10 protein-coding genes are annotated in these 16,393 nt (G+C 69.0%); 6 read left to right on the top strand and 4 right to left on the bottom strand.

The genetic code is table 11. The features are described from left to right. Positions 1-9 precede the first annotated feature (9 nt). Positions 10-1,950 (top strand): FAD-binding monooxygenase, encoded by a 1,941-nt coding sequence (locus tag ACQ1RG_RS07595; protein ID WP_193338399.1) that lies wholly within the window; start codon positions 10-12, stop codon positions 1,948-1,950. A 120-nt stretch (positions 1,951-2,070) separates the two neighbouring features. Next, positions 2,071-2,541, top strand: coding sequence for an SRPBCC family protein (locus ACQ1RG_RS07590; RefSeq protein ID WP_063249942.1), 471 nt, complete (start codon positions 2,071-2,073; stop codon positions 2,539-2,541). 52 nt (positions 2,542-2,593) lie between these two features. Here the strand turns inward: ACQ1RG_RS07590 and ACQ1RG_RS07585 are convergent, their stop codons facing one another. The 3 genes from ACQ1RG_RS07585 to udk all read right to left on the bottom strand — a co-directional run bounded on the left by ACQ1RG_RS07585 (position 2,594) and on the right by udk (position 5,672). Then, a complete protein-coding gene (locus ACQ1RG_RS07585) occupies positions 2,594-3,148 on the bottom strand; it encodes a hypothetical protein (protein ID WP_119296496.1) in 555 nt (184 codons plus the stop codon). Between the two features lie 80 nt (positions 3,149-3,228). Then, positions 3,229-4,986, bottom strand: coding sequence for an HNH endonuclease (locus tag ACQ1RG_RS07580; protein ID WP_119296495.1), 1,758 nt, complete (start codon positions 4,984-4,986; stop codon positions 3,229-3,231). Between the two features lie 77 nt (positions 4,987-5,063). Then, complete coding sequence (gene udk / locus ACQ1RG_RS07575) at positions 5,064-5,672, bottom strand: uridine kinase (protein ID WP_040341667.1); 609 nt, start codon at positions 5,670-5,672, stop codon at positions 5,064-5,066. Positions 5,673-5,977: 305 nt separating this feature from the next. Here udk and mgtE point away from each other — a divergent pair, with 305 nt between their 5' ends. Then, complete coding sequence (gene mgtE / locus ACQ1RG_RS07570) at positions 5,978-7,309, top strand: magnesium transporter (RefSeq protein ID WP_095376113.1); 1,332 nt, start codon at positions 5,978-5,980, stop codon at positions 7,307-7,309. A gap of 9 nt (positions 7,310-7,318) precedes the next feature. Here mgtE and ACQ1RG_RS07565 read toward each other — a convergent pair whose 3' ends face one another. Beyond that, the gene (locus tag ACQ1RG_RS07565) at positions 7,319-8,899 is read right to left on the bottom strand and encodes an FCD domain-containing protein (RefSeq protein WP_095376114.1); all 1,581 of its coding nucleotides are present in this window, start codon (positions 8,897-8,899) and stop codon (positions 7,319-7,321) included. 185 nt (positions 8,900-9,084) lie between these two features. On the opposite strand from ACQ1RG_RS07565, the gene ACQ1RG_RS07560 reads away from it, so the two are divergent. The 3 genes from ACQ1RG_RS07560 (at position 9,085) to ACQ1RG_RS07550 (ending at position 16,349) form a co-directional block, all read left to right on the top strand. Beyond that, entirely contained in the window at positions 9,085-12,516 is a 3,432-nt protein-coding gene (locus tag ACQ1RG_RS07560; protein ID WP_223290015.1) for a bifunctional proline dehydrogenase/L-glutamate gamma-semialdehyde dehydrogenase, read from the top strand. 95 nt (positions 12,517-12,611) lie between these two features. After that, complete coding sequence (locus ACQ1RG_RS07555) at positions 12,612-13,292, top strand: HAD family hydrolase (protein WP_101624163.1); 681 nt, start codon at positions 12,612-12,614, stop codon at positions 13,290-13,292. A 186-nt stretch (positions 13,293-13,478) separates the two neighbouring features. Further along, entirely contained in the window at positions 13,479-16,349 is a 2,871-nt protein-coding gene (locus tag ACQ1RG_RS07550; RefSeq protein WP_101624164.1) for an ExeM/NucH family extracellular endonuclease, read from the top strand. Positions 16,350-16,393 lie beyond the last annotated feature (44 nt).

Here is a 16,393-nt window from a genome sequence, read left to right as displayed (position 1 = left end):
GAGGCTGAAATGCACTTCCACCAGGACGGGTACGTGTCCGCGGACCCACGGATCGAGGACGCAGCGGGCTACGGCATCGATCGACCTGAGTCCCTGCCCGACGTCGTCGACGTACTCATCGTCGGCAGCGGTCCCGCCGGCATGGTCGCCGCCGCCCAACTCGCGCAATACCCCGACGTCAACACCCGCATCATCGAGAAGCGCGACGGCCGGCTCGTCATCGGTCAGGCCGACGGCATCCAGGCCCGATCGGTCGAGACGTTCCAGGCCTTCGGGTTCGCCGAGGAGATCATGCGCGAGGGCTACCACATCACCGAGATGGCGTTCTGGAACCCCGACCCGGACAATCCCGGGCACATCATCCGCACCGGCCGACCCAAGGACGACGAGACCGGGGTGAGCGAATTCCCCCACCTCATCGTCAACCAGGCCCGCGTCCTCGACTACTTCGCCCAGTTCGCCCGGCAGTCCCCGGCACGGATCGAACCCGACTACGGCATCGAGTTCGTCGACCTCACCGTCGAGGACCCGGCGACGGCGGCCGACCCGAAGCACCCGGTCTCCGTCATCGTGCGCTACACCGCGGGCGAACGCGCCGGTCAGCAGCGGACGATCCGCGCGGGCTTCGTCATCGGCAGCGACGGCGCCCGCTCGGGCGTGCGCTCGGCGATCGGGCGGACGATGTCCGGCGACCAGGCCAACCATGCGTGGGGCGTCATGGACGTGCTCGCGAACACCGACTTCCCCGACATCCGGACGAAGTGCGCGATCTCGTCGAAGCACGGCAACATCCTCCTCATCCCGCGCGAGGGCGGTCACCTCTTCCGCATGTACGTCGACCTCGGCGAGGTGCCTGCCGACGATGCCAGGAAGGTGCGCCAGACGAGCATCGAGGAGATCATCGCGAAGGCCAATGCGATCCTCACCCCGTACTCGCTCGACGTGAAGAACGTCGCGTGGCACAGCGTCTACGAGGTCGGGCACCGGCTCACCGACGCCTTCGACGACACCGACGACACCACCCCCGGCTCCCCCTGCCCGCGCGTGTTCATCACCGGCGACGCCTGCCACACGCATTCAGCGAAGGCCGGACAGGGCATGAACGTCTCGATGCAGGACGGGTTCAACATCGCGTGGAAGCTCGGGCAGGTCGCTTCGGGACGCTCCTCGGACGAGCTGCTGCGCACGTATTCGGCCGAACGGCAGGTCACGGCGAAGAACCTCATCGACTTCGACAAGGAGTGGTCGACGCTCATGGCCACCCCTCAGGATGAGCTGCCGGACAAGGCGTACCTCGAGGAGTTCTACGTCAAGACCGCGGAGTTCCCCGCCGGCTTCATGACCGAGTACACGGAGTCGATGATCACGGCGACGACGGAGAACCAGGAGCTCGCGACCGGATTCCCCGTGGGCAAGCGGTTCAAGTCGGCTATGGTCAACCGCGTCTGCGACGCCTACCCCCTTCACCTCGGGCATGAGGCCAAGGCCGACGGACGCTGGCGGGTCTACGTCTTCGCTGATCGGGCGGCACCTGCACCGGCCGTGGAAGCCGCGGCCGGTGTCGACGAGGCGGCGGTGACGGGTGTGCCCGCACTGGCGGAGTGGTTCGAATCCGATCCGGCGTCTCCGCTCGTCGCGTACCGCCGCACGGGCGAGGACATCGACGCCCTCGTCGAACTCAACGTCATCTACCAGCAGCCGCACACGGAGTTCGACTTCACCGACGTGCCGCAGGTCTTCCGCCCCTACGTCGGGAAGTTCGGTCTCGAGTACCTCGAGAAGATCTACGCCGCCCTGCCCGACGACGACATCTTCGAGACCCGCGGCATCAGCCGGGACGGCGCCGTCGTCATCGTCCGCCCCGACCAGTACGTCTCCGGTGTCTTCCCGCTCGATGCGCGCGAGGAGATCGGGAAGTTCTTCGCCGGGGTCTTCCTCCCCGAGGAGTGAGGCGCGGGTTTCCTGGGAGCGGCTGCACCCGCTTCCCGTGGAGTGCGGGCGAGCTGAGAGCTGACTGACGACCTGCGCCGAGGTATCGGAAAGTCAGCTTGTCTGTGGCAGGGTGAACGTATGGCTACGAATGAGAAGAGCATCACAGTCACACGGACCATCGACCACCCGACGAAGGAGATTTTCGACGTCCTCACCCTGCCCGACAACCACACGCAGTTCGACGGTTCGGGCATGGTGCAGTCGGCGGAGAAGTCCCAGCGCATCCAGGGTGTCGGCGACGTGTTCGTCATGAACATGTACGCCGAGGCGATGGGCGGCGACTACCAGATGCACAACCATGTCACCGCGTACGACGAGAACAAGATGGTCGGCTGGCAGCCGGCGCAGGCCGACGACCCGAAGGAGCCGGGCGGCTGGGAATGGCTGTACGAGCTCAACGCGGCCGGACCCGACTCCACCGAGGTGACGCTCACCTACGACTGGTCGAAGGTCGACGACCCGAAGCTTCTGCCGCTCTTCCCTGTCGTCAGCGAGGAGCAGCTCGACGAGTCGCTCAACAAGCTCGCGGCCGCCGTCTCCGATCGCTGACGTCGCGCGGGTCGCCGCTGGTGGCTGACGCGGCCGTTCGACCGCCGCCGCCTCAGAACCGCGAGCCGGAGAAGCGCTCCGCGTGCCTGCGGTGGCGGCAGTGGCGGCTGCCGGCGAGCCCGAAGATGCCCCCGACGATGAGGGCGGCACTGCCGAGCGCCCAGAGTGCGGCGCCGGGAGCCGGGTAGCCGATCTCCATGCCGCCGATCCAGCGCCCCTGCTCGTCCTGGCCGTCCCACATGAAGAACGGCGGGTCCATGATCATCGCCACGAGGGCGACGAGGAGGACGAGGCCGACGATGACGGCGGCCGGGGACCAGAGAGTGAGCGATCGGGAGAGCCACGCGGTGACCGCGCAGACGAGGATCGCCGCCCAGGGCAGGACGAAGGCGACGTCGAAGTTCTCGGGGCTGATCGGGTGCTCACCGAGTGAGGTGACGAGCAGGCGTGGACCTCTGTCGTTGCCGCTGTCGAGCACCGGGATCCAGATCATCGCGATCCACGCGGCCACCGTGATCAGCGGCAGCCACCGGGCGATCCAGCGTGCGCGCCTGCCCTGGGGGAGCAGCTGCGTGCCGATCGCGTCGGGACGGTCCACGGTGTTCATGACCATCATTCTTCGGCGCTGCCCGGCCGGGCCGGTGACAGCGATGTTGCAGAACTGTCACCGGCTCGCGTCAGGCGCCCTCACCCGGCGGCGAGGATCCGTGTCCGCAGGAGCTCCTCGGCATCGGAAACACTGCCGGTCCGCTTGAGCAAGGCGGGAGCGGGTGCCGGACGAATCAATCCACCGGTCGGGGCGATGACCACTCGGAGACCCGGAGGGATGGGCACGGTCTCGGGGTCGCTCCGCTCGACTGCAGTGCTCAGGCGGTTCTCCGCGCGGGGCGGTGCTGACTCCTCCGCGCCTGGCGAGTTCACCACGGTCCCCCTCGGTCGCTCAACGCCGGACTCCGGATCATCGCCGAGCATCGGATCATCGCCGAGCATCGGATCGCGAGGGGGCGACGAGGCACCCGACGGCGGACTCCCCCGCGGGGGTAGGGTGCTCACCTCGAGCAGGCCTGAGAGCTGCCGGCGCCAATCCGGTCCCGGCGGCGGTGCCGCCTCATCGCCGGCCTGCACCGCCTCATCGCCGGCCTGCACCGCCTCATCTCCGGCCCGAACCGGCGGGCGCGGGTACTTCATCCGCCTGACGAACGGTGGTGTCATCGAGGTGTACGAGCGGCCCGCCGGAGTCGTCACGGTCAGTCCCTCGGCACTCGCCTCATGCGACCACCCGGGATGCTCTTTCGCGAAGTTGCACGACGCACACAGTCCCGACCCGTTCTCCCACGAAGTCGCCCCTCCCTCGGCGAAGGGCCGAGCATGGTCGGCGTGCTTGATCGGCGCATCGCACCACGGGGTCCGGCACCGGTCGTCACGGAAGATCACCATCTCCCGCAGCCGTCCGGTGAAGGCCCGACCCCTCGCCTCGGTGCCGACGAGCTGACCTTCGGACACGGTCGTGAACATGCGCCGGATGAAGACCTCGGCCTCGTTCGCGGCGAGAAAACTGCGCGCGGTCGCCGCCGGCAGCGGCCCGAAGCCGGGCATCCACGCGGGCACCATGCCGTCGGAGAACAGCGACTCGGCGTCGATGACGACATGGACCTCGGTCGGCACCGCGGCCGCGGACTCCTGGCCCGTGAGCCTTTCGACGAACGTGTCGGCCATGACCTGCGGCTGCCGACGCCCGCCCGCGTCACCGGCGGCGATGAGCGAATCGGCGGTCTCCTTGAGCCCCGTCCAGACGGCGACGGCTTCGGTCAGCGGAAGGATCGCGCTCACCCGCCCCATGCCGTCGGCGAGCGTCGTCAGCGTGACCCTCCGATGCTTCGCGGCCTCCCGCGCCTTCCGATCGGCATCCTCACCGTCGACCTGCATCGCCATCGCCCGCACCTCGGCGCGCAGACTCCGCGGACCCGACTGGCCCAGACTCTCCCGCATCCGCGTATCGACACGGCGGCGATCAGGCGAAGCGAGCGTCGCCGTCTCGTCGACCATGATCCGAGCCTTCTCGGCGGAGATCTCCCCGGCGCTCAGCGCCTTGAACGTCTCGGGCATCTCGGTGACGATCGCACGGGCACCGGAGAGGAACTTCCGCCCCGACCCGGGTGAGACGCGTTTGGCCAGCCCCACCTCGTCGCCGGCACGCAGCGCCCACTCATGCACGGGCAGGCCGTTGAGCCTGTCCCGGTCGCGGCGCAGCTCTGCGAAGGCGACGGCCTCGGCGGATTGGGCGGCGACGATCGTCCCGGTCAGCTCTTCGAGCGCGGTGATCCGCGCGAGCGCCTCATCCTCGGTCTCAGCCGGCGCGGCACCGCGCAGGACTGCGCTCAGCCGGGCCACCTCGGCGAGGAGATCGGGAGCCTCCATCGGCTCCCGGACGGGTTCGACGTCCATGTGATCACAGTAGACCTCGCCACTGACACGAGAATCGCGCCGACTCTGACACGAGAACCGACCCCGCCGACGACCCCCTACGCCCCGGCCTGGATCCTCCGCATGATCATGTCCATCGCGACGATGTTGTGACCGCCCTCGGGGATGATGAGGTCGGCGTTGCGTTTCGAGGGCTCGACGTAGAGTTCGTGCATCGGCTTGACGGTGCCGAGGTACTGCTCCTCGACGGATTCGAGGGTGCGCCCCCGGTCGACGACATCGCGTTTGATCCGGCGCAGCAGGCGCACATCGGCGTCGGTGTCGACGAAGAGCTTGATGTCGAGGAGGCTGCAGATGCGCGGTTCGGCGAAGATGAGGATGCCCTCGACGATGATCACCGGCGCGGGTTCGACGACGGTCGTCTCCGCCGCGCGGTTGTGGTCGGCGAAGTCGTAGATCGGGCTCTCGACGGCGATGCCTGAGCGCAGGGCTTCGAGGTGGTCGACGAAGAGGTCGTTGTCGAAGGCGTCGAGGTCGTCGTAGTTGACCTTCTCCCGCTCCGCGAAGGTGAGCTCGTCCTGCCGCTTGTAGTAGTTGTCGTGGTAGAGCACCGAGGACACGCCTGCGCATTTGGCCAGCAGCGCCTGCGTCAGCGTCGTCTTCCCGCTGCCGGTGCCCCCGGCCACGCCCACTGTCAGAATCTCCACGTTCGCACTTTCCCACTCGCCCACGGGTGCCGCCGCAGCCGCCGACGGCTGCGGACAATGATCTCCCCAAATCTACCCGATTCCCCGATCCGCCCCGCCCTCGGATAGGGTGGAGGAAACCGCATCCGCACCTCAGTGCGTGATGCCCGCAGCTCGTCGAAGGAGGTGGTCGTCGATGGATTCCGACTCTCGATTGTGCACCGCCTCCCCCATTCACTGACGCCTGCGCTCCGGCACCGCCGCGCCCTGCCCTGCCGACATCGAACGGCCCAGGCGTCCTCCCGACGACTGCCTGGAGAATCATCATGGACGCCACCACCATCCGATCGCTGACCGACGACCGTGACCTCACGCGGCTGGCCGCCGCCGTGCGCGACCTCGGCGAGTCCGCGACGATCGACCTCATCGCCGAGCTCCCCGCCACCGAGGCGGCCGTCGTCTTCCGCCTCCTGCCCAAGCACGAGTCCGTCGACGTCTTCGACCGCCTCGACCGCGGCACCCGCTCCGATCTCATCGCGGCCCTCGGCACCGAGGAGCTCACCGCGATCTTCGCCGACCTCGATCCCGAGGACCAGTCCCGCCTCGTCGACGAACTCCCCGCCGGGGTCGCGACGAAGCTGCTCTCCGCGGTCTCCCGGTCCGACCTCGACGCCGTCATGGCCATCGCCGGCTACGACCGGAACTCGATCGCCCGCCGGATGTCCCCGACCGCCGTCGTCGCGTGGGATGCGGACACCGTCGCCGAGGTGGCCGCCCGCATCCGCGACACCGACGTCGATCTCGCCGACGTCCGCCTCGTCCCCGTCCTCGCCCCCGACCGGACCCTGCTCGGCACGCTCGATCCCCTCGAGCTCCTCCGCTGCCCGCCCGACGCCCCGATCGCCGAGGTGATGGACCCGATCGAGGAGATCACCCACACGAGCGACGACCAGGAGACCGCGGCCCGCGCGGCCCTGACCGGCGGCATCACGGTCCTGCCCGTGTGCGACAGCGAGGACCGTCTCGTCGGGATCGTGCCCATCGACGACGCCGCCCGCATCATCGCCGAGGCCGACGAGGCCGACTTCGCGCTCTCCGGCGGCACCCAGCCGCTCTACCGCCGGTACCTGCCGACGCCGATCGTCCACCTCGCCCGCAGCCGCATCGTCTGGCTGCTCGTCCTCGCGGTCTCCGCGGTCCTCACCGTCCATGTCCTCGAGGTCTTCGAGTCGACCCTCGCCGAGGTGGTCGCCCTCGCCCTCTTCATCCCCCTTCTCACCGGCATCGGCGGGAACACGGGGTCGCAGGCGGCGACGACGGTGACCCGGGCGCTGGCGATGGACGAGGTGGGGCTGCGCGACTGGTTCCGGGTCGCCGGCAAGGAGCTCTCCACCGGTCTCCTCCTCGGCGTCCTCCTGGCAGTCCCCGCGTTCGCGATCGCCTCCCCGCTCTACGGCATCGAGATCGGTGCGATCATCGCGCTCACGCTCATCGTCAACTGCCCCGTCGCCGCCTTCGTCGGCGGGTCGATCCCCATCGTCGCGAAGGCGTGCCGGGTCGATCCCGCGGTCGTCTCGACGCCGTTCATCTCGACGTTCTGCGATGCCAGCGGTCTGCTCGTCTACTTCACGATCGCGATCTCGATCATGGGGCTGTGAGGGCAGACTTCACCGCAGGCTGCGGGTGAGCTGGTCCCACAGCTCCTGATCGAAGCGGCGGCGGGCGAGCAGACCGGACATGTGCCGGACGGCGTTGTCGACCTTGCCGCGCCATACGTCGATCGCCGTCTCCGCATCCCCGCGGGACAGCGCCCGGTACATCCCTCGGTCGTCGCCGAGGATGCGGTCGGCCGCCGGTGAATAGTCGAGGCGGAGGACGGAGATGAAGAGGCGCAGGCGAAGGGTGAGCGATTCGAAGGCCCGCGCGCTCTGCCGCAGACCCGAGGCGCGGGCGAGCTCCTGCTGGTAGTGGAGGTCGGCGTCCTCGACGTCGATGCCGCTGCGCGTCGCGGCAGAGGCCTCGACCTGGCGCAGGGCGAGCTGGACGGGAACGAGGAACCGCTGCGGACGTAGAGCGAGCGAGCGCAGCACCACCTCGCCGACGGCCATGCGCGCGGCGTAGAGGTCGAGGACGTCGAGCGTCGTGATGAGCGGGATCCGCGCCCCGCCCCGGGACCCGTCGAGGAGTCCGTCGTCGACCATGCGGCGCAGTGCCGCATCGACCGACGATCGGGGGACGTCCATGCGGCGGGAGAGCAGGCGCGGATTGATCCGGTCGCCGGGCTGGTAGCCGGAGTCGATGATCTCCTCGCGCAGGGCGATCGCGAGGTGCTCGGTGATCGACCGGGTCGAGCTCGGCAGCCACGAGGAGATCTCCATTGAGTCAGAATTCGTGGAAGTTTTCGGGACGTCCGCCTGCCGCCCCGCCTGCCAGCTCACGCCCTCGAGACCGTGGCGGACGCGACCGGCGACGAGGTCGAGCAGCGACCCGGGGATGTCCTGGCAGTGCGCAAGGCCGGCCTTGAGCGCGTCGATGAAGTCCTCGGGTCCGTGGTGGAGGGAGAGGACATCGAAGGCGGGAAGACCCGCATCGGGGTCGGCGACGAGTTCGGCGGCCTCGCCGAGGGGATCGTAGACGACGAGGCGCAGCCGCACCGGGTCGATCCCCGCGACCCCGTCGAGGAGAATGCCCATCGCGGCCTCATCGGTCTGCCGGTGCTCGCTGCCGAAGCGCTGCGGCCAGCGGGTGACGCCGGCCGAGCGCAGGCCGGCGACGACCCCGGCGATGCGCCGCTGGATGCGCCGGGCCGGCACCGGCGAGGGATCGGCGCCACCGGCCCCGAGGCGGAATCCGACGACGATGAGCGGGAAGCCGCTCGCCGCGACGACGACCTCGTCGCCGCCGGCCCCGTCCTCGCGGATCGTGTGGAGGTCGCTCAGCGGCACCGTCATCTCCCGCACCGCGCGGGAGACGATGCTCTGACTCAGACCCGTCGCCTCGGCGATCGCCCGGGTCGAATAGTCCTTGCCCGAGATCCGCGCCCCGGCGGTCCCGACGAGGGCTTCGACGACCTGGGTCGCCGTGCTCTGGATCTGCGGGCGGCCGCTGCGGGGACGGTCGGCCAGGTCCGAGCGACGGACCCAGCGGCGCAGACTCGACTCGGACACCCCCGCCTCGGCGGCCGCCTCAGCGATCGACGTCGCAGCCGCACGGACGACCACACTGCGACGGAACTCCGGGGTGAACATTCCCTCATTCTACGCTCGCTTTCACGACTTCTGACTCAAACGTTTCGGCGGGCGGTCGCCGACCATTCACCCCCGGTTGGGCCCGGCGCATACTGAGGGGACAACGGCGGGGGCAGGCGGTCGACGACGACCACGTGGACTCCCGAACACCGGGAACAACCACTAGAAGTAAGGACGGATAGCAGGTGCTGCACACTGACACCGATCTCGAAGCGCTGACGACCCGCTCGGTCGACACGGTCCGCAAATGGCTGCGGGTCGCGACGAACAAGACGGCGGCGAAGAACCCCGCCGCGGAGCGCCTCTCGGCGGTCCTCTCCGATCCCAACGGGCTCGACTTCACCGTCGGCTTCGTCGACCGCGTCGTGCGCACCGATGACGTCCACGCCGCCGCCGACGCGCTGAACGAGGTCGGCAAGCTCGCGCCGGCGACGATGTCGGCTCTCGACCGTGCGCAGATCAAGGCCGGTGCAGCACTGGCGAAGGTGATGCCGCAGGTCGTCGTGCCCGCCGCCCGCACCCGCCTGCGCCAGATGGTCGGGCACATGGTCGTCGACGCCCGCGACAAGCAGTTCGGCTCGACCGTCGCCAAGCTCACCGGCGAGGGCCACCGACTCAACATCAACCTCCTCGGCGAGGCGGTCCTCGGTGACGCGGAAGCCGACCACCATCTCGAGGAGACGCACCGTCTGCTCGCCCGCGACGACGTCGACTACGTCTCCGTCAAGGTCTCCTCGGTCGCCTCGCAGCTGTCGATGTGGGCCTTCGACGACACCGTCGAGTACGTCGTCAACCGCCTCCGCCCCCTCTACGCGCAGGCCGCGAAGGCCCCGACGGGCGCGAAGTTCGTCAACCTCGACATGGAGGAGTACCGCGACCTCGAGCTCACGCTCGCCGTGTTCACCCGCCTGCTCTCCGAACCGGAGTTCAAGGACCTCGAGGCCGGCATCGTCATCCAGGCCTACCAGCCCGACGCGCTCGGCGCGATCCAGCGCCTGAGCGAGTTCGCCAGCCAGCGGGTGGCCGCCGGAGGTGCGGGGATCAAGGTCCGCCTCGTCAAGGGCGCGAACCTCGCGATGGAGACCGTCCACGCCGAGGTCGCCGGCTGGCCGACGACGACGTGCGACTCGAAGCAGTCGACGGATGCCAACTACAAGCGCGTCCTCCACTGGCTCTTCACCCCGGAGCGGATGGAGGGCCTGCGCATCGGCGTGGCCGGGCACAACCTCTTCGACATCGCCTTCGCCCACCACCTCTCCGTCGAGCGCGACGTCACCTCCCGCGTCGAGTTCGAGATGCTCCAGGGCATGGCGACCGAGCAGGCGGCGGCAGTGACCGAGGACGTCGGCGACCTCCTCCTCTACGTCCCGGCCGTGCACCCGAAGGAGTTCGATGTCGCGATCTCCTACCTCGTGCGCCGCCTCGAGGAGAACTCCGCGACGGAGAACTTCATGTCGGGCATCTTCGAGCTCGCCAACGGCAACGAGATCTTCGACCGCGAAGCCGACCGCTTCCGCGCCTCGGTCGCCCAGCTCGAGGCCGAGCTCGCCGCCGACGGTGAGGCCGCTCCCGCGCCCAATCGCACGCAGGACCGTTCGGCCCCGCACGTTCCCGGTCCCGCCCAGGTCGTCTTCGCCAACGAACCCGACACCGATCCCTCCCTGCCGGCGAACCAGAAGTGGGTCAAGGAGATCATCGCCGAGGCGACCGCTCCCGGCTACCTCGAGACCCGCCCGCAGGCGCCGCGCATCGACTCGACCGATGAGCTCGACGCGATGATCGCCAAGGGCCGCGCCGCCGCCAAGGACTGGCGTGAGATGGGCGCTGCCGCCCGCGGGGAGATCCTCCACCGCGCCGCCGAGGTCTTCGCCGCCCGCCGCGGCGAATTCATCGCCGTCGAGGCCGCCGAGGTCGGCAAGATGCCGTCGCAGTCGGATCCGGAGATCTCCGAGGCCATCGACTTCATCCGCTACTACGCACTCCACGCACTCGAACTCGAGAAGCTCGAGGGAGCTCAGTTCCACCCGGACGAGATGGTCGTCGTCACCCCGCCGTGGAACTTCCCCATCGCGATCCCGACCGGCGGCACCGTCGCAGCGCTCGCCGCGGGTTCGGCCGTCATCCACAAGCCGTCGAAGCCGACGCCGTACTGCTCGGCGCTCATCGTCGAATGCCTGTGGGAGGCCGGTGTCCCCCGGGACGTCCTCCAGCTGTGCGCCCCGATCGAGCGGGAGCTCGGCCAGCACCTCGTCTCGCACCCGGATGTCGACCGCGTCATCCTCACCGGTGCCTCGGAGACCGCGTCGCTGTTCAAGTCCTTCCGCCCCGAACTCCACGTCAACGCGGAGACCTCGGGCAAGAACGCGCTCGTCGTCACCCCGGCCGCCGACCGCGACCTCGCGGTCGCCGACCTCGTCTACTCGGCGTTCGGCCATGCCGGACAGAAGTGCTCGGCCGCCTCTCTGGGAATCATGGTCGGGTCGACGTATGACTCGGAGCGCTACCGCAAGCAGCTCGTCGACGCCGCGTCCTCGATGGTCGTCGACTGGCCGGTCAACCTCTCGGCGACGATGGGCCCGCTGACCGAGGATCCCTCGGACAAGCTGCGCCGTGCGCTGACGACGCTCGAGCCCGGCGAGTCCTGGCTGCTCGAGCCCAAGCAGCTCGACGACACCGGTCGCCTGTGGAGCCCGGGCATCAAGGAGGGCGTCAAGCCGGGGTCGTTCTTCCACCTCACCGAGGTGTTCGGTCCCGTGCTCGGCCTCATGCACGCCAAGGACCTCGACGAGGCGATCGAGTTCCAGAACGCCGTCGACTTCGGTCTCACCGGAGGCATCCACTCCCTCGACCCGGAGGAGGTCCGCGAGTGGATCGACCGCGTCGAGGTCGGCAACGCCTACATCAACCGCGGCATCACCGGAGCGATCGTCCAGCGCCAGTCCTTCGGCGGCTGGAAGCAGTCCTCGGTCGGGCTCGGTTCGAAGGCCGGCGGTCCGAACTACCTCATGCTCTTCGGCCACTACACCGACGATCCGGCGACCCTGCCGGGTTCGGTCGGCGGCGGGCAGAGCCTCGAGCGGGCCCAGGCCGATGACAAGCGCTGGTTCGAGGCCGAGTTCGGTGCGGCCAAGGACCACACGGGTCTGCGCTCGGAGGCGAACATCTTCCGCTACCGTCCACGTCCCGTCACCCTGCGCGTGACCTCGGCCGCCACGGTCTTCGACCTCAAGCGCTCGCTCTCGGCAGCCGCGACCGTCGGGTCGACGGTGCAGCTGAGCGTCGCCGAGGACGTCTCGGCCGATGTGAAGATCGCCGTCACCGAGGCGGGGGTGCCCTCCCGCACCGAATCGGCCGGGGTCTTCGCGACGATGGTCGCCGACGGCAGGTACGACGACACCGTCGGTGCCCGCATCCGCGTGCTCGGCGACTTTGAGCCGGAGCTGCTCGCCGCTGCGGCGAAGCGTCCCGAGGTCGCCGTCATCGACGAGCCCGTCACCTCCTCGGGTCGGGTCGAGCTGCGCTACTACGTGCAGGAGCAGGCCGTGTCGATGACGCTGCACCGCTTCGGCAACCCGAGCCGTGACTTCCACGAGCTCGCCGCCGAACTCAAGGCGTGATCACCCGAGCCTGATCACCCCAGCGACCCAAAGGGCGCTCAGCCACCTTGCGAGAGGTGGCTGAGCGCCCTTCGGGTTGCCGCTAGAGTTACGCTGTGACTCTTCGACAGACCATTCCTCTCGGCGGTGCGATCTTCGACTGCGACGGCATCCTCGTCGACTCCGAGCAGCCGTGGATCGACCTCATGGCCGCCTACCTCGACCGCCTCGGTGCCGGTGGGGTTCCCGCGGAGTCGTTCCGGGGGTTGACCGGCGCCGAGGCGGCGGAGCAGCTGCGGCGCGTGAGCTCCGAAGTCGAGGCCGGCAGTGGGACTGCGCCGACGGCGGCCGAGGTCGACCGTGACTACACGGCCGCCCTCGCCGAGGTGTTCTCCCCCATGCCGGGGGCACCGGAACTCGACCGGGCGCTCTCGGGCACCGTCCCCATCGCTGTCGCGAGCAACGGCCGCGGCGACGATGTCCGCGGACTCCTCGACCGAGCGGGACTGCTCGGGTTCTTCGATGCGATCGTCACGATCGACGACGTCGAGCAGGGGAAGCCGGCACCCGACGTCTATCTCCGTGCGGCTGAGAAGTTGGGGCTCGCCGCCGCGACGGCGGTCGCCTTCGAGGACTCCCCCGTCGGATCACAGGCAGCCACCGCCGCCGGCTGCACGGTCATCGGCATCAACGCCGACCCGCAGATCCCCCTAGCCGCCGAGGTGCGGCTCTCCGACATGGGGAAGGTGCGATTCGACGCAGCGGAGAAAGCCGTGATCGTCGATCCGCAGGGCTGACAGCGCGGCTCCCCGCCCATGTCCTGACCTCCATGTAGGCTCGGTCACACTTCCAGCATTCAGTGGACTTCCCGAGTGTTCACATCGCGTTCACATGGTTGCCGTCGTCGCCTCCATGGGGCCCGATAGTGTGCAAGGGTTCCTGCCTCTGTGACTCCGTGTGCCATCGTGACCCGAAAGGCCTCCATGAAAGTCTCGACCACCCTCTCCTCCGCAGCTGTCCTCGGCCTCGTCGCCGGTATCGGTCTCGTCGCGCCGACCGGCCCGGCCGCAGCAGCCGTCAGCCCGCACATCAGCGAGATCGGCTACACCCTCGATGCCGACTTCATCGAGATCGCCGCTGATCCGGGCACCGATCTCTCCGGGTGGACGATCGGCTCGGTCACCCGTGGCGGCAGCGTCCAGGCCGCCGAGAACGCCGTCACGGTTCCCGACGGCACAACCGTCGGCGACTCCGGGGCGCTGGCGATCGAGGTGCCGATCACGAACTCCGTGAAGTCCGGTTCCGCCGCTGACGGCGAGTACGGCTCCTCGGCGTTCGCGATCGACGACTCGGGCAGCCTCATCGACTTCGACCAGATCGGCGGAGTCACAGGCGGCAGGGGTGTGACGGGGAAGTCAGGGACGTACACCCCGGATCCCGTCGTCGACCAGGAGGCCGAGCCGACTGGTGCCGTCGCGGCAGGCGGGCAGTCGATCCAATTCGTCGACGGCTCGTGGACCTCGGCTCCCCCGACCCCGAACGTGCTGCCCGACGGTAACGGCGGGGAGAACCCCGAGCCCAGGGAGATCACCCCGATCGCCGACATCCAGGGCACCGGCGCGGAGAGTCCGCTGCAGGGCCAGACGGTGAGGACCCGCGGCGTCGTCACCGCCGCCTACCCGAGCGGTGGGCTCGGCGGCTACTACGTGCAGACGCCCGGCACCGGGGGCGCCGAGGACGCGACCCCGGGGGCCTCCGACGGCATCTTCGTCTACTCCCCCGACACCGTGGGCGACATCAGCATCGGCGACCACCTCGAACTCACCGGCACCGTGTCCGAACGCTACGGCCAGACCCAGATGAGCGTCGCCGCCTCCGGTGCGACGACCCTCGACGAACCCGCCGAGGCGGTCAAGCCCGTCGAGGAGGCGTTCCCCACCGGCGATGCCGAGCGCGAGGCGCTTGAGGGCATGCTCCTCCAGCCGAGCGGTGAGCTCACCGTGACCGACAACTACAACACGAACACCTACGGCGAGGTCACGCTCGCCACCGGCGACGGGGTCCTGCGCCAGCCCACCGATGTCGCCCGTCCCGGCAGCGCCGAGGCGAAGGCCATCGAGGAGGAGAACCTCGCCCGCGAGGTTGTCCTCGACGACGGTGCGACGGTCGACTACCTCAAGAGCGACAAGGACGTCCCGCTGCCCTACCTCACCGAGGATGCTCCCGTCCGCGTCGGGGCGAGCGCGACGTTCACCTCGCCCGTCGTCCTCGGCTTCGACCACAGCAAGTGGCGGTTCCAGCCGTTGACGCGTCTGACCGGGGCCAACGCCGAGGCGGTCCAGCCGGCGACGTTCACGAACACCCGACAGGACACGCCTGAGGCGGTCGGCGGCCAGGTCAGTCTCGCGGCATTCAACGTCCTCAACTACTTCACGACGACCGGTGACCAGGTCCCCGGCTGCACGTTCTACGAGGACCGCGAGGGCAACCCGATCACGGTCCGCGGGGGCTGCGATGCCCGCGGTGCGGCGACCGCTGAGAGCCTCGAGCGCCAGGAGACGAAGATCGTCACCGCGATCAACACCCTCGACGCCTCCGTCGTCTCGCTCATGGAGATCGAGAACTCAGCGAGGTTCGGCGACGACCGCGACGCCGCGCTGAAGACGCTCGTCGACCGCCTCAACGAGGCGGCCGGGTCGGAGAAGTGGGCCTTCGTCCCCTCCCCGGAGAAGGTTCCCGCCGACGAGGACGTCATCCGCACTGCGCAGATCTATCAGCCCGCCGAGGTGGCCCCGCAGGGTGAGTCCGTCATCCTCGACGACCAAGACGCCTTCTCCAATGCGCGCGAACCGCTCGCCCAGGCCTACGCCCCGAAGGATGCCTCCGGCACCCCGGAGGCCGAGAAGACCTTCGTCACCGTGTCGAACCACTTCAAGTCGAAGGGCTCGGGCGAGGGCCCAGGCAACGAGGACACCGGTGACGGGCAGGGCTTCTCGAACGCCGACCGCGTCAAGCAGGCGAAATCGCTCGTCGACTTCGCCGGCGAACAGCAGAAAGCAGCGGACTCCGACTACGTCTACCTCCTCGGCGACTTCAACTCGTACACGCAGGAGGACCCGATGCAGGTCCTCTACGAGTCCGGGTACAAGGACGTCGGTTCGGAGATGACGGACAAGTCGACGTACGTCTTCAAGGGTCGGACGGGCAGCCTCGACCATATCCTCGCCCTCGACACCTCCGGGACCGCAGGCACCGGCAGCCAGGCGGACCTGCCGACGAGCGCGTTCGACGCGGTCACCGGAGCCGACATCTGGAGCATCAACTCCGTCGAACCGCTCGCCTTCGAGTACAGCCGCTTCAACTACAACATCAGCGACCTCTACGAGCCGAATCAGTTCCGCGCCTCTGACCACGATCCCGTTCTCGTCGGTCTCTTCGACGAGGACAGCAGCGGCGGAGGTGATGACGCCGACGGCGCCCAGGCGAACGCCACGGCGGACGACAACGGCGCGGAGAACGATGCCGAGGCCGACGGCTCGCAGGACAATGGGAACGCCGACGGCGGACAGGACGATTCCGACGGCGATCAGGGCAGTGCCGACTCCGACGGTTCGCAGAACGATGCTGACGAGGACGGCGGCAGGCAGGGCTCTTCAGCCGGCGCGAACTCCGGCAGCACCGCGAATGGGACCTCGGCGAATGGGACCTCCGCGAGCGATGCAGGCCGCGGCGGGAACCTCCCGCGGACCGGTTCCGAGCTCACCGCGCCGGTGTCGATCGCGGCGGGCCTCTTGCTCGTCGGAGCCGCAGCCGTGGCAATCGCTCGGCGTCGCAAGGCGAGTGCCGAGCACTGATCTCGCCGACGCGCTGATGCAGCCACAGCACTGACCCAGTCGCA

It is taken from the genome of Brevibacterium sp. K72 (genome assembly GCF_050562175.1).
GTDB classification, from domain to species: domain Bacteria; phylum Actinomycetota; class Actinomycetes; order Actinomycetales; family Brevibacteriaceae; genus Brevibacterium; species Brevibacterium casei.
This window is presented reverse-complemented; position numbering and strand designations above follow the sequence as displayed.